17 protein-coding genes are annotated in these 13531 nt (G+C 67.6%); 8 read left to right on the forward strand and 9 right to left on the reverse strand.

Translation table 11 applies throughout. From position 1 onward, the window contains the following. Nucleotides 1–30 precede the first annotated feature (30 nt). Complete coding sequence (locus ACVIJ6_RS09255) at nt 31–1356, reverse strand: DUF3422 domain-containing protein (RefSeq protein ID WP_456772468.1); 1326 nt, start codon at nt 1354–1356, stop codon at nt 31–33. A gap of 1066 nt (nt 1357–2422) precedes the next feature. Continuing rightward, nucleotides 2423–3160, reverse strand: coding sequence for a DUF3387 domain-containing protein (locus ACVIJ6_RS09260; RefSeq protein ID WP_456772469.1), 738 nt, complete (start codon nt 3158–3160; stop codon nt 2423–2425). Here ACVIJ6_RS09260 and ACVIJ6_RS09265 point away from each other — a divergent pair. The 5 genes from ACVIJ6_RS09265 to ACVIJ6_RS09285 all read left to right on the forward strand — a co-directional run bounded on the left by ACVIJ6_RS09265 (nt 3056) and on the right by ACVIJ6_RS09285 (nt 6000). Further along, nucleotides 3056–3304: a type II toxin-antitoxin system Phd/YefM family antitoxin gene (locus ACVIJ6_RS09265; protein WP_456772470.1), complete on the forward strand. Its 249-nt coding sequence runs from the start codon at nt 3056–3058 to the stop codon at nt 3302–3304. The two genes, ACVIJ6_RS09260 and ACVIJ6_RS09265, sit on opposite strands and share 105 nt — an antisense overlap. Continuing rightward, a complete protein-coding gene (locus ACVIJ6_RS09270) occupies nt 3304–3726 on the forward strand; it encodes a PIN domain-containing protein (protein ID WP_456772471.1) in 423 nt (140 codons plus the stop codon). Before ACVIJ6_RS09265 ends, ACVIJ6_RS09270 begins: the two co-directional genes overlap by 1 nt. A 235-nt stretch (nt 3727–3961) precedes the next feature. Next, nucleotides 3962–4219 carry a type II toxin-antitoxin system Phd/YefM family antitoxin gene (locus ACVIJ6_RS09275; protein ID WP_456772472.1) on the forward strand — a complete coding sequence of 86 codons (258 nt, stop codon included), beginning with the start codon at nt 3962–3964 and terminating at the stop codon, nt 4217–4219. Continuing rightward, complete coding sequence (locus ACVIJ6_RS09280) at nt 4216–4599, forward strand: type II toxin-antitoxin system VapC family toxin (protein WP_456772473.1); 384 nt, start codon at nt 4216–4218, stop codon at nt 4597–4599. The genes ACVIJ6_RS09275 and ACVIJ6_RS09280 overlap by 4 nt, the downstream gene beginning before the upstream one ends. A 96-nt stretch (nt 4600–4695) precedes the next feature. Continuing rightward, a complete protein-coding gene (locus tag ACVIJ6_RS09285; RefSeq protein ID WP_456772474.1) occupies nt 4696–6000 on the forward strand; it encodes a PQQ-dependent sugar dehydrogenase in 1305 nt (434 codons plus the stop codon). A gap of 58 nt (nt 6001–6058) precedes the next feature. Here the strand turns inward: ACVIJ6_RS09285 and ACVIJ6_RS09290 are convergent, their stop codons facing one another. Further along, nucleotides 6059–6304 (reverse strand): hypothetical protein, encoded by a 246-nt coding sequence (locus ACVIJ6_RS09290; protein WP_456772475.1) that lies wholly within the window; start codon nt 6302–6304, stop codon nt 6059–6061. A 208-nt stretch (nt 6305–6512) separates the two neighbouring features. Here ACVIJ6_RS09290 and ACVIJ6_RS09295 point away from each other — a divergent pair, with 208 nt between their 5' ends. Beyond that, nucleotides 6513–6686, forward strand: coding sequence for a hypothetical protein (locus ACVIJ6_RS09295; protein ID WP_015663615.1), 174 nt, complete (start codon nt 6513–6515; stop codon nt 6684–6686). A 139-nt stretch (nt 6687–6825) separates the two neighbouring features. Here ACVIJ6_RS09295 and ACVIJ6_RS09300 read toward each other — a convergent pair whose 3' ends face one another. Then, nucleotides 6826–7641: an NAD-dependent protein deacetylase gene (locus ACVIJ6_RS09300; RefSeq protein ID WP_456776940.1), complete on the reverse strand. Its 816-nt coding sequence runs from the start codon at nt 7639–7641 to the stop codon at nt 6826–6828. A 109-nt stretch (nt 7642–7750) separates the two neighbouring features. Here ACVIJ6_RS09300 and ACVIJ6_RS09305 point away from each other — a divergent pair, with 109 nt between their 5' ends. Next, complete coding sequence (locus ACVIJ6_RS09305; protein ID WP_456772476.1) at nt 7751–7900, forward strand: hypothetical protein; 150 nt, start codon at nt 7751–7753, stop codon at nt 7898–7900. A gap of 6 nt (nt 7901–7906) precedes the next feature. On the opposite strand, the gene ACVIJ6_RS09310 is transcribed toward ACVIJ6_RS09305, so the two are convergent. From ACVIJ6_RS09310 to ACVIJ6_RS09330, 5 genes are read right to left on the reverse strand one after another with little or no spacing between them, the layout of a single operon-like run. Continuing rightward, the gene (locus ACVIJ6_RS09310) at nt 7907–8809 is read right to left on the reverse strand and encodes a polysaccharide deacetylase family protein (RefSeq protein ID WP_456772477.1); all 903 of its coding nucleotides are present in this window, start codon (nt 8807–8809) and stop codon (nt 7907–7909) included. Between the two features lie 4 nt (nt 8810–8813). Continuing rightward, complete coding sequence (locus ACVIJ6_RS09315) at nt 8814–9611, reverse strand: ABC transporter permease (RefSeq protein ID WP_456772478.1); 798 nt, start codon at nt 9609–9611, stop codon at nt 8814–8816. After that, the gene (locus tag ACVIJ6_RS09320; protein WP_456772479.1) at nt 9611–10477 is read right to left on the reverse strand and encodes an ABC transporter permease; all 867 of its coding nucleotides are present in this window, start codon (nt 10475–10477) and stop codon (nt 9611–9613) included. Before ACVIJ6_RS09320 ends, ACVIJ6_RS09315 begins: the two co-directional genes overlap by 1 nt. Then, on the reverse strand, nt 10474–11553 hold the full coding sequence (locus tag ACVIJ6_RS09325; RefSeq protein WP_456772480.1) for an ABC transporter ATP-binding protein: 1080 nt from the start codon (nt 11551–11553) through the stop codon (nt 10474–10476). Before ACVIJ6_RS09325 ends, ACVIJ6_RS09320 begins: the two co-directional genes overlap by 4 nt. Continuing rightward, nucleotides 11550–12584 (reverse strand): extracellular solute-binding protein, encoded by a 1035-nt coding sequence (locus ACVIJ6_RS09330; RefSeq protein WP_456772481.1) that lies wholly within the window; start codon nt 12582–12584, stop codon nt 11550–11552. The genes ACVIJ6_RS09325 and ACVIJ6_RS09330 overlap by 4 nt, the downstream gene beginning before the upstream one ends. Nucleotides 12585–12780: 196 nt before the next feature. Here ACVIJ6_RS09330 and ACVIJ6_RS09335 point away from each other — a divergent pair, with 196 nt between their 5' ends. Further along, nucleotides 12781–13518: a GntR family transcriptional regulator gene (locus ACVIJ6_RS09335; protein ID WP_456772482.1), complete on the forward strand. Its 738-nt coding sequence runs from the start codon at nt 12781–12783 to the stop codon at nt 13516–13518. The last annotated feature ends 13 nt before the right edge of the window (nt 13519–13531 follow it).

Genomic DNA, 13531 nt, shown 5'->3' on the forward strand with positions numbered 1-13531 from the left:
CGCTGTCGCGCGCTGGCAAGCGCCCGCCCCTCACTCCCCGGCCGTCTTCTCCGCCTCATGATCCTCCTTGAGATGCCGCTTGCGGATCTGGTGCGTCGTGAACCAGATCAGCGCGATGGCGACCGGCACGAAGGCGGCGGTGGCGAAGGTCGGCTCGACCGGCAGGCCGATGTCGTGCGCGCCCTTGGCGAGATAGCCGAACAGGCTGACGACGTAATAGCCGATCGCGGCGACCGACAATCCCTCGACCGTGCTCTGCAGGCGCAGCTGCAGCTTGGTGCGCTCGTTCATCGAGCGCAGGAGGTCGCGGTTCTGCTCCTCCAGCTCGACATCGACGCGGGTGCGCAACAGGTCGGCGGCGCGGGCGAGCTTGCGCGACAGCTCCGACTGGCGTCCCTCCAGCGCGTTCAAGGTGCGCATCGCCGGCGCGATGCGTCGGCTCAGGAAGGACGACCAGCTCGAATAGGGCGCGATCGGCTCGCCCTCGATGACGGCGAGCCGGGCCTGCACCAGGTCGTAATAAGCGCGGCTGGCGCCGAACCGGAACAGGCTGCCGGTGGCGCCGCGCTCCAGCGAGGCGGCGAGCTCGGTGAGTTCGGTGAGCAGGTGATTGTTGAGCTTGAGCGTCTCGGCGCCCTGCATCTCCTCCAGCACCTCGCCGAGCCGCCGCTCGATGCGATCGACCTGAGGCGCCAATTCCAGCGCCGCCGGCAGGCCGAGCAGCGCCAGCGTGCGGTAGGTCTCGAGCTCCAGCGCGCGCTGCACCAGCGCTCCGAGCCGCTCCTGCGTCGGGCCGTCGGCGCAGACCAGGACCCGGGTGAAGCCGTCCTCGTCGAGGCGGAAGTCGGAGGCGACCGCGCCGGCGCTGCCCTTGATCGTCACGATGGCGAGACTGGTCTTGTTGAAGATCTCCTCCGCACGCGCCACCGGATCGGCCGCGTTCTCGACCTCGAGCTTGACCGCGACCAGGAGCTCGCCGGCCTGCGGCAGCGCGGTGATCAGCGCCTGCAATTCGGGCGCGATGGCGCCGAAGCGGCGCGGGCCGGCGCCGGCCGGCGGACTCCAGATCCAGGTCAGGGTGGCGAATTCCGAATGCTGCTCGAAGCGCAGCCTGACCGGGCCAAGATCGACCTGGTGATGCTTGACGCCCGGCTCCGGCGGCGGCGCCCCGTGCTGCGCGCAGAATGCCGCGAGGCTGGCGCGGTCGGTCGCGGCGCTGTCGCCTTTCGCCATGAAGGCGAAGCGGATCACCAGCACCGGCTGCGTCAGCGGCGTGAACGGCCGCGCATGCACCTCGTTCAGCACGCTCTCACGAAGGGCGTGCGGCGTGAAGGCGGACATGTCGAGCGACGTCATCGGCGGGCTCCGTCGGCGGCGACGCATAGCGCCACGGCGGCACTGCGGATCGGCGACACATCTGCGGCCGCAACGCGCAGCGCCCACGCGGCCGCCGCGTCTGGAACCATCACTCCCGTCATGCCGTCACCCACCTCCCCTGAGCTTGGCCCCGCGCGACTCGCGCAACGCCGCCCCTGTTTGCCGCCAGTGTAGCGCAATTCAATGACGGCGCCACGGCTGCGGGCGTTGCACGCTGCTGCGCGGCTGGCTCGGGGCGAGGGAGCATGCTGCCCGCAGGGCGAGAGCTCGTTGGTGACCGCTTCCATGCGATGGGTCATCGCTCTCAACCATCATGAGTCCCCACGCACGCAGCAAAGCCTCCCGCAGCGCGACCGCACCCGAGATTGCTCTCAATGACCCCCCTCGAAATGCCGAGGGCGCAGGGAAGGCCGGACCTCGACTGAGGCCCGTGGCCCGCCTGCGGAAAAGAATGCAGGCGGCAGGTACCACAGGTTCAGCCGGACAGATCCGGCCCTCCCTGCGCGATGGGTTTAACGGCTGCTCCGCGCTCTCCCCGGGGACCGGGCTTGTTTGCCCCCGTCACCTGACGACACGTCATGTCATCGCGGTTTAGCGCCAGCATCGGGGCGCCAGGACCACACGGCTTGACCGTCCGCGAGCTGCCAATCGTCCAGCGCATCAGCACCTGACAGGCCCGCGGCCACCGCTCCCCGCCTCTACGTATCGTGACGACGCGCACGCCCCTCTGCATGAGGACGGGATGCTCGGATCAGATCACGATTTCGGAAAAATAGCAAGGCGAATTTTCGCCGAGCCGTGGTGAGAGTGTTCGCCTCGATCTGATCCCTGTCGCCTTGCACGACATTCACAACCTCACCCTGAGGAGCCCGCCCCTCGGCGGGCGTCTCGAAGGGCGAGGCCCGGATCGCGGCCTCATGGTTCGAGACGCGTCGCAAGGGCGACGCTCCTCACCATGAGGGTTTGGCACCGAGACCGGTGCTGCACATTGACGATGAGGATCGTCCTCATGGAAAGGGGGCAAGCTCCGCATCCGACGCTGCCATCACGCCGCCCACTCGCGCGACAACATCTCGGCCTGTTCGAGCACCGTCTGAGTCGCCTTTTCCTGCAGGTCAGGCGAATAGCCGTATTTGCGCAGGATGCGCTTGACCAGCACGCGCAGATGGGCGCGGACATTGTCGCGCATGGTCCAGTCGATGGTCACTTTGGCGCGGACAGCATTGACCAGCTCGCGCGCGATCGTGCGCAGCGCATCGTCGCCGAGCACCTTCACGGCGCCGTCGTTGGTCTCCATCGCATCGTAGAATGCCACCTCGTCGTCGCTCAACCCAAGCCGCTCGCCGCGCTGCGCCGCGTGCCACATGTCCCCGGCGAGCTGGATCAGCTCCTCGATGATCTTGGCGGTCTCGATGGCGCGGTTCTGATAGCGCCGCGGCGACTGCTCCAGCATCTCGGAGAACGCGCGCGCCTGCACGACGTTGCGGCGCGAGCGCAGCTTGATCTCGCCCTTGAGCAGCCTCCGCATCCACCGCAGCCCACAGTTTGGCCTCGAAGGCGACGCCGTCGGTGGACAATGGGAGCAGCTGCAGCTTTGCCCATCAAGCTCGCCCCCACTTGAATGTAGCAACATTTCTACATACACTCTGGGCGACGCCACTGACCTGGAGCCCTGGCCATGACCACGCTGACCAGCCGCGAGTTCAACCAGGACACCAGCCGCGCCAAAAAGGAGGCGGCCAAAGGGCCGGTGTTCATCACCGACCGCGGGCGGCCGGCGCATGTGCTGCTGACCATCGAGGACTATCTGCGCCTCTCCGGCGGCAGCCTGAGCCTCGCCGATGCGCTGGTGCAGCCGGAGGCGGATTTCGACTTCGAGCCGCCGCGCATCGACGGGCCGATCAGCCGGCCGGCCGACCTCGACTGATGTTCCTGCTCGACACCAACGTCGTCTCCGAGCTCAGGCGGCGGGACAGGGCGGACCGCAACGTCGTCGCCTGGGCGGCGGCGCGACCGGCCGTGAGTATCTTCCTCTCGGCGATCTCGATCCTCGAGATCGAGCTCGGCGCGCAGCGCGTCGCACGCAGGGACGCCGCCCAGGGCGCGGCGCTGCGCGCCTGGATCGACCAGCAGATCCTGACCGCTTTCGACGGCCGCATTCTCGCGGTCGACACCGCCGTGGCGCAGGCGTGCGCGCGCCTGCACGTGCCCGATCCCCGACCGGAGCGCGATGCGCTGATCGCCGCGACGGCGCTGGTGCACGGGCTGACGGTGGTCACCCGCAACAGCGCCGATTTTGCCACGACGGGCGTGATGCTCGTCAACCCGTGGACCGAGGCGTCGCCTTGAATCGACACCTTCGGTTCCGCAGCCCATGCGGATCACGCGGGCGAGCCGCGGCCGCTCGGGGGCGTCATGACATCGGCATCGGCGGTGCGATCGAGTTCAGTGGAGGCGACCGTTACGGATGGTCTTCAAAGGGTTGCGCGGCACGCTGGGGCGGAGCTGGTGATCCACCCCGATTGAAATGGACCATTTGATGGTCTAGATTACGAGCCGATCTCGTTCAGCGCAGGACTGCCGCATGAAAGTCTCCGTGACCGACGCGAAGGGGCAATTGACCGAGTTGGTGCGTCGCGCCGAGGCCGGCGAGGAGGTGGTGCTGACCCGGCATGGCCAGGACGCCGTTCGGCTGGTGCCGGTTAAGCCGGTGCTGGACCGCGCCGCGCGCCGCGCGCTGCTGGAGCAGCTTCGGGCTGCCGGCGCAGCGAAAGCCACCGTCGGCCCGACGGCCGCGCGCAGCCAGGACTTTCTCTACGGCGAGGACGGGCTGCCGTCATGATCGCGGTCGATACGTCGGCGCTGATGGCGATCCTGCTCGACGAGCCGGAGGCCGGCGCCTGCATGACGGCGCTGCAGGACGAAGCCGACATCATCCTATCGGCGGGAACCATGGCGGAAGCGCTGATCGTCGCGGCCAGGCGCAACGTCGCCACGGAGATGGAGCGCCTGATCGATGTGCTCGGCCTCCAAATCGTAACCCTCACCGAAGCTGCCGCGCGGCGCGTCGCCAGCGCCTATGCGCGCTGGGGCAAGGGCATGCATCCGGCCGGTCTCAATTTCGGGGACTGCTTCGCCTATGAGGTCGCGACGGCGCATGATTGCCGGCTGCTGTTCGTCGGTGACGATTTCGCAAGGACGGATGTGGCCCGCGCGATCTGACGCAACGGAACAACCGTACCGCGGTCGCATTCGTCGTCGAGATGGACTATCAAGCGGCCGACATCCTTCCGCCTGCCCCATCCCCACAGGACTCCCATGACAACCCTCTCCTCGATCGTCGCGCGCGGTGTCGCGCTGGTTGGCAATGCGGCGCTGCAATGGCGCAAGCTACAGGGGGAGACGCCGCAACCGGCCTGGGGGACGCAGCCGCAGATTCCGGTCGCGAAGCCGCAGGGCCTGCTGCCGACCTTGAAGATGCCGACTGCGCGCGGCTGGCGCGACGGCGAGCGGCCGGTGGCGGCGCCGGGGCTGAAGGTCAATGCGTTCGCCACCGGGCTCGACCATCCGCGCTGGATCTATGTGATGCCGGACAAGTCCGTGCTGATCGCGGAGGCCACCCAGATTCCGGGCCCGGTGCGCAACATGTTCGGCTATGCGATGCAGGCGACGATGCGCCGCGCCGCCGCGCTCGGCGTCAGCGCCAACCGCATCACAAGGCTGGTCGATGCCGATGGCGACGGCACCGCCGAACGCCGCAATGCCTTCATGGAGAATCTGAGCCAGCCATTCGGCATGGCGCTGGTCGGCGACACCTTCTATGTCGGCAACACCGACGGCATTGTCGCCTTTCCCTATGTCGCAGGCGCCGAGCGCATCACCGCGCAGGGCAAGCGCCTCACCACGTTCAAGCCGGGCGGCCATTGGACGCGCAGCCTGCTGGTCAGCCCCGATGGCGGCAAGCTCTATGCCGGCGTCGGCTCGCTCAGCAACATCGCCGAGCAGGGTTTTGAGGTTGAGAACGGCCGTGCCTGCATCTATGAGCTGGACATCGCGAGCGGACAGTCGCGCATCTTCGCCGGTGGCCTGCGCAACGCGGTGGGGCTGGCGTTCGAGCCGACCACGCGCGTGCTATGGACCGTCGTCAATGAGCGCGACGGGCTCGGCGACGAGACGCCGCCGGACTACCTGACCTCCGTGCGCGAGGGCGGCTTCTATGGCTGGCCGTATTGCTATTGGGGCAAGACGGTCGACGACCGCGTGCCGCAGGATCCGGCTCTGGTCGCGACCGCGCTGACGCCGGACTACGCGCTCGGCGGCCACACCGCCTCGCTCGGCCTGTGCTGGCTGCCGGCGGGCACCCTGCCCGGCTTTCCTCAGGGCATGGTGATCGGCCAGCACGGCTCGTGGAACCGCAGCAAGCTGTCCGGCTACAAGGTCGTGTTCATCCCGTTCGAGAACGGCAAGCCGTGCGGACCGGCGCGCGACATTCTCTCCGGCTTCCTCGCCCCCGACGAAAGCTTCTCCTATGGCCGGCCGGTCGGCGTGTCGCTCGGCCCGGACGGATCGCTGCTGGTCGCCGACGATGTCGGCAATTGCATCTGGCGCGTGACGGGAGCGTGAGGCGCCGCGCAACAGCCGGGGCCAGGTTCGCTCCGGCCTTGCGCCTGGGCCGCCATGCTCAATCGTGGCCGTAATACTGCCGATTGCAGTAGCGGCGGCCGGCTTCATGCTTCGCCGCACGCTGCGCCGGGGTGGCGTTCGCCGGCATCAGGAAGTCGCCAGTGTAGAACAGCTGCAGGCACCGGATGTAATCCTTGTTGCCGAGCCATTCCCAGCCTGCCTCAGCCGGCGAGGTCGGTGCGGACGCGAGCAGGCCGGTGGTGGCGACGATGGCGGCGGCGAGAAGGCGAATGCTGGTGGTCATGACCATGTCCCTTGTTGCGTGGGGCTGCCCCGTGCAGCCGATGCGGGGATCATGACGATAACGGCGCGCGGTTTAAGTGACGGCGCGCACAGAGCGGTGAGACGGCAACCGCATGCAAGATGCGCGCGCCTGCGGCACGGGGCCGCGGAACCCGTCCCGTGCCGGACGGTTGTCGTCAGGACAACAGGCATGTCCCGAGGAGCACCCGATGGCCGACAACGTCAATCCGAACCAGAAGCAGCCCGGCGAGAAGCAGGAAGGGCAGTATCACTACAATCCCGGCAATCAGTCCGGCAAAACGGTGGACGTGGTGAAGCCGGAAGACGAGCAGGTCAACAACAAGGACCGCATCGAGAACCGCGAACGGCCGCAGTCGCGGTGAGGTCGTGTGAGCCGAGCTCGAGCGGTGAAAACGGTACGCTCCCTCGCCCCGCTTGCGGCCCCCGCAAGCGGGGCGAGGTGCACTGAGCAAGCGGCGAGATGCTCGCAACTCACGGCCCATCCGGTGATTAAGTCCTGCCTTATTCCTCCAGCAGAAACGCCAGCGCCTCGTCGCAGGGCGCTTCCACCTTGAGCGACAAGAGATCATCCGCGCGGGTGCGGCCGAGATTGACGGCGGCGATCGGAAGGCCGCGCTCGGCGGCGCCGCGGACGAAGCGGAAGCCGGAATAGACCATCAGGGATGTGCCGACGACGAGCATCGCGTCCGCCTGATCGACGTGATCGCGCGCCGTCGCGACGACCTCGCGCGGCACGGTCTCGCCAAAGAACACGACATCCGGCTTGAGGATACCGCCGCAAACGTGGCAGGCCGGAACGGTGAACGCCGTGAAATCGATGCCGTCGAGATCGGCGTCGCCGTCCGGCGCGTCGGCCGCATCGAGATCGAGCCAACGCGGATTGGCTGACGCCAGCTCCTCCTGGAATGACGCGCGCGACAAGGTCGCGCCGCAGCCCATGCAGCGGACGCGGTCGAGCCGGCCATGCAGGTCAATGACGTTGCTGGCGCCGGCGGCCTGGTGGAGCCGGTCGACATTCTGCGTCACCAGCAGCGAGCTGCGACCCTGGGCCTCCAGCCGCGCCAGCGCGTGATGCGCACCGTTCGGCAAAGCGCGGCCGAAGCGGCGCCAGCCGACCATGCTGCGCGCCCAGTAGCGCCGGCGCGTCTCCTCGGTCCCCATGAAGGCCTGGTAGGTCACGGGCGGCGTGCGCTTCCACTGGCCGTCGGTGTCGCGATAATCGGGAATGCCGGAATTGGTGCTGCAGCCGGCGCCGGTGAGCACGACGATGCGGCTGTGGCTCTGAACAAAGGATTTCAGCGCGGCGGGATCGACCATGGCGCAGATGTAGGGGGCCAAGGTCGCCTGCGCCAGACCGTCGCAGCGCGGATCGGCCGGCGTGAACCATTGTACGCGTGCAGTCTTATCCCGGACGGGAGGACACACCATGACGCCACGCAATGGATATGACCGCGGATTGTGGCCGCTCGAGGAGGCCGACGACGAGCAAGCCCAGGATGAGCGCGATCTCGCCACCGGCGAAGGCGGCACGATCGAGCTGCCGCTCTCGCCGGACGACCTCGATGAGGACGATTGACGCGGCTCAGACCGGCGGCACCGTCGTGAGCCAGTGCCGCGCGATGTCAGCGCGGGGCGCGATCCAGGCGGCGCCGCTGCCGGTGACGTGGGCCAGGATGCGGTCCAGCGCGCCGATGCGGCCGGGGCGGCCGATCATGCGCAGATGCAGCCCGATCGACAGCATCTTCGGCGCCGTCGCGCCCTCGCGCGCGAGCCAGTCGAAGGCGTCGATGACGTAGTCGGCGAAGTCGCCGCCGCGGAAACGCGAGCCGTTGAAAAACTGCATGTCGTTGCTGTCGAAGGCGTAGGGCAGCACCAGATGCGGCTGGCCGGCGACATCGAGGTAATACGGCAGGTCGTCATTATAGGTGTCGCTGTCGTAGAGAAAGCCGCCCTGCTCGACCAGCAGCCGGCGCGTGTTCGGCGAAGCCGCCGAGCGCGTGTGCCAGCCGAGCGGCGGCTTGCCGATGACGCGCTGGATGGTCTCCACCGTGCGCGCGATCACGCGCCGTTCCTCGGTTTCGCCCATGCCGGCATGGCTCTGCCAGCGCCAGCCATGCGCCGCGATCTCATGGCCGCGCGCGACCGCATCGCGCGCCAGCTCCGGTGAGCGCTCCACCGCGCGGCCGCAGGCGCTGACGGTGACCTTGACACCATGACTGTCGAACAGGTCCATGATGCGCCACCACGCGGCGCGCGTGCCATATTCGAAATGGCTGTCGATGCAGGGGTCGGGACCGTCGAGCCGGTGCACGACCTCATAGATCGCCTCGTTGGTCGCATCGCCATCAGCGACGGAAAATTCCGATCCCTCCTCGAAATTCACGACCAGCGACACGGCGACGCGCGCATCGCCGGGCCAGCGCGGATGCGGTGGACGGCCGGCATAGCCGAGCAGATCGCGACGGAAGACAGGCTGTGAATTCATCGTGTCAATCCGCGGTTCCGGCCATGCGGTGCAGGCCAACGAGGCGATCGCTGATCAGCAGCAGCACCAAGGTGCCGGCGAGAATGAGGGTGGAGAGCGCGGCGAGTGTCGGATCGGGCGCCTCCTCGATATATTGCAGCATGCGGATCGGCAGCGTCTTGGAGCGCACATCGGTGAGGAAGATCGAGACCGGGTAATTGTCGAACGACGCCAGCAGGCTGAACAGGCCTGAGATCAGGAAGGACGGCGCCAGCGCCGGCACCATCACGCGCAGAACGCTGCCGGCATAGGTGCAGCCGAGCGTGCGCGCCGCCTCGATCAGGGTGAAGTCGAAGCGAGAGAGACCGGCGATCATGGTGCGCGCGACGTAAGGCAGCGTCACCACCAGATGCGCCACCAGCAGCGCGCTCCAGGTCGCGGTGAAGCCGATCATGCGGAAATATTGCAGAAGCGCGATACCGAGCACGAGGCCGGGCATCATCAGCGGCGACACCAGTAGCGTGCCGAGCGCGGTCGCGCCCGGCAGCCGGCCGCGCGCAATCGCGATGGCGGCGAGCGTGCCGGCAACCAGCGACAGCGCGGTCGACAGCACGGCGATCTGCAGCGAAAGCGACAGCGACGGCCAGAAGCCGTCGAGCCGTCCGATGCGGCCATACCAGCGCAGCGATGCGCCCGACAGCGGCAGGTCGAACACCGGCGTCGGCGAGAAGCTTGCCGCCGCGATCACGACCAGCGGCAGCAACAGGAACAGCGCGAGCCCGATCGCGAGCACCCAGCAGAGGATGATGGCGAAGCGCGTCATCATTTCGGCTCCCGCGACAGCATCGCGCTGAATGCGACGACGATGATGGCGATCGCCAGTAGCACGACGCCGGCAGCGGCGCCAAAGCCGGGCTCGCGCGCCAGCAGGTAGGCCTTGGCAATGGTCGTGGCGAGCGTCGGGTATTTCTCGCCGATCAGCAGCGTCGGCACGACATAAGCCGACACCGACAGCGAGAACACCAGCGCCACGCCAGCGACGATGCCGGGCAAGGTCAGCGGCAGGATGACGCGAAAGAACACGACGAGCGGCGAGGCGCCGAGCGTCGCCGCGGCTTCCGCATAGCGACCATCGATTTGCGCGACGACTGCGTAGATCGGCAGCACCATGAACGGCAGGAAGATGTTGACGGCGCCGACGATCAGCGCGGTCTGGGTGAAGATCATTCGGATCGGATCCTCGATGATCCCCGCCGCGATCAGCACCGTGTTGATGAGACCATCGCTGCGTAGCAGGATGGTCCAGGCGAAGGCCTTGACGATGACAGAGGCCGCGAGCGGCAGGAACAAGGTCGCGAGCAGGATCGAACGCAACGGCCCGCGTGCGCGGGCCAGCGCGAAGGCGGCGGGATAGGAGATGAGGAAGGCGATCAGGGTCGTCAGCAACCCGAGCCGCAGCGAATTCCAGATGACGCCGAGATAATAGGGCGTGCCGAGCAGCCGGACGTAGTGCGCCGAGGTGACGCCGCCCTTGGGGTCGAACACGCTGACGCCGAGCAGCAGCGTCAGTGGCACGACGAACACCAGCGCGATGATCAGCACCGACGGCGCGACGAAGCCGACCGCGGCGAGCCGTTCGCGATCGGGCGCAGGCGTCACGATCGGGGCTGAGAGCACGGCGTCGGTCATGGCGACGCCTCGGCGGCAAAGGCGAAGGTCTCGGCGGCCGGCCAGGCGAAGCGGACCTCGTCATGAACGCGCGGCACCTCGGCCTCGCGTCCCGACAGCTCGGCGAGCAGGCTCGCGCCTGCGCCGGCGTCGACATCGATCAGGGTCCGCGAGCCCTGGAACACCACCGAGCGCACGCGGCCGCTCGCGGCGTTCGCGCCATGGTCCGCACCGAGACGCAACTGTTCCGGCCGCGTCGCGACGATCACCGAGGCGCCGAGCTGAAAGACACCGCGCGCCGAGAGACGGCCGACCGGGGTCACGACATCGACCATGCCGTCCTGCCCGCCAACCACCTGCCCTGCGATGCGCGTGGACAGCCCGACGAAATTGAGCGCGAACAGGCTGGCGGGGCGCGCGTACAGCTCGCGCGGCGCAGCGAGCTGCTCGATGCGGCCCTTGTTCATGACCGCGACGCGGTCCGACATGGTCAGCGCCTCGTCCTGATCATGGGTGACGAAGATCGCGGTTGCCTTGACGTCCTGCAGCAGCCTGCGCAGCTCGATCTGCATCTCTTCGCGCAGCTTGCGATCGAGCGCCGACAGCGCCTCGTCGAACAGCAGCACGTCGGGCTCGACCGCGATCGCGCGCGCCAGCGCGACGCGCTGCTGCTGGCCGCCCGACAATGCCGAAATGCGGCGGCTGCCGAGATGACCGAGCTTGACCAGCGCCAGCGCCCGCTGCACCGCGCGATCGATCTCGGCTTTCGGGGCGCCGCGCACCTTCAGGCCGAAGGCAACGTTGCCGGCGACGGTGAGATGCGGAAACAGCGCGTAGCTCTGGAACACGACGCCGACATTGCGCCGGTGCGGCGGCACATGAGTGACATCGCGCCCGGCAAGCGCGATCGTGCCACTGTCCGGCGGCGAGAGGCCGACGATGGCGCGCAGCAAGGTGGTCTTGCCGCAGCCGGATGGGCCGAGCAAGGTGACCAGCTCGCCGCGCCGGATCGTGAGATCGACGCGATCGAGCACGGTGGCCGCGCCGAAGCGCTTGGAGACTGCGCTGATGACGAGATGCGGCGCAGGCTCGCTCATGTCATTTCCTTGCTCCAGCGATCGACCCAGCCGGCGCGGTTCTTGGCGATGAAGGCCCAATCGGGCGCGAACAGCGAGGCCGGATCCGGATAGCCGGCCGGCAGCGGCGTCGCCTTGCTGGTCGGCGCGATGAAGGCCGTCTTGGCGAGAATGCTCTGCGCCTCCGGGCTGAGATAGAAATCGATCACAGCGTCGGCGAGATCGCCGGCCGGGCCGCCTGCGACCTTGGCGATGCCCGACGGCATCGAGAAGCCGCCATCCTTGGGGATGGCGAGATCGACCGGCGAGCCATCGGCCTTGCGGATCAATGTGTAGGCCGAGAACTGGCCGCCGATCATCCACGCCTCGCCCTGCTCCAGGAGATTGATGGCCTGCGGCGCGTTGGTATAGACGTTCAGCAGATTGGCCTTCAGGCTCTTGATCCTCTTGAAGCCGGCGTCGATCTCGTATTGCGCCTCCTTGTAGGGCTTGCCGGTCTCGAGATGCGCGGCGGCGAGCAGCGTCCAGAAGCCTTCGGTGTTGGACAGCGACGGCACGATGATCTTGGAGTCGTATTTCGCATCCCACAGTTCGGCCCAGCTGACCGGAGGCGTCTTCATGCGCTTGGTCGAATAGGCGATGCCGACCCACGGCTTCTGGTAGTTGGCCCATAGGCCGTCCTGGTGCACGGCGTCGTCGACCAGTTTGCCGAGATTGGGAATCGCCGACGACGACATTTTGGTGATCAGCCCTTCGGCCGCGGCCGGCAGCATCACCGGGTCGTCCATGATCACGACCGAGATTTTCGGGCTCGCTTTGTCGGCCTGCATCTTCTGCAGATTGGTCAGCGAGTTGGTGCCCTCATAGAGCACCTTGCAGTCGAGCTTCTTCTCCAGCACCGGAAACAGGTCGGCGTTGAAATATTTGGCGGCACCGGCGGGGCCGCCAATCACGATCTCTTTCGGGGCGGCGCGCACCAGGGATGGTGCGGCGAAGGTGGCGGCGAAGGCCGCACCGGTCTTCAGGAGGCTGCGGCGGGAGAAAGGGTGCATGAGGTGATCCCGTGTGAGCTGTCGCGTGGCGCGTCGCCAGACATCAGCAAGCCCTATGCCAAATGTGCACATTTTTATTTCAATCATACTATCAACGCCTTAGTCAAATCATTGCGCCGCCCCCTGCTCGCCGCGGCGCATAATGTGCACATTTTTTGGGGATGACCTGCCGCGCCTTTGGGCCTAGCTAGGAGGCATGGCGATGCGCGCGCAACGAATCGGGAAGGCCAATCCCGCCGAGGACGAGGCGGTGTACCAGGCCATCCTGCGCGCGCTGCTGGAGGGTAAGCTGAAGGCCGGCACCAAGCTCGCCGAGACACCGCTGGCCGCGATCTTCGGCGTGTCGCGCGAGCGCATCCGGAAAGTGCTGCACCGGCTCGGCGCCGAGCGACGGCTGGAGATGATCCCCAACCGCGGCGCGCGGGTGCCCCGGCCGACGCTCGACGATATCAGGCGGGTCTATGAGGCGCATCGCGTGCTCGAGGCCGGCGTGCTCAGCCAGCTGGTTGTCAGGGTCGACGAGGTGCTGCTCGCGCGGCTCGACGCCCATCTCGAAGAGGAGCGCGCCGCCGCGCGGCGCGGCGATCGCGCCGCCTCTGTCAGGCTGTCCGGGGCCTTCCATGTCCATCTCGTCGAGGCGCTGGGCAATCCCGAATTGTCCCGCATCCTCGCCGACCTGCTCAGCCGCTCCTCGGTGATGGTCTCCGTCTACGAGCCGGCGGCGCAGTCGATCTGCGCGGTTGATGAGCATGGCGCCATCGTCGCGGCGCTGCGCGACCGCGACCTGATGCGGGCCATCGCGGTGTCGCGCGAGCATTTCCTGCATGTCGAGGGCCGGTTGCGGCTGGACCAGGACGAGGCCACGCCGACCCAGGATCTCGCCGCCGTGTTTGCCGGACGGCGGCCGCTGCGCGGCAAGCTGCGGTCGGCCTGATGATGAGGATGGC

The organism is Bradyrhizobium sp. USDA 4369, assembly GCF_054056435.1.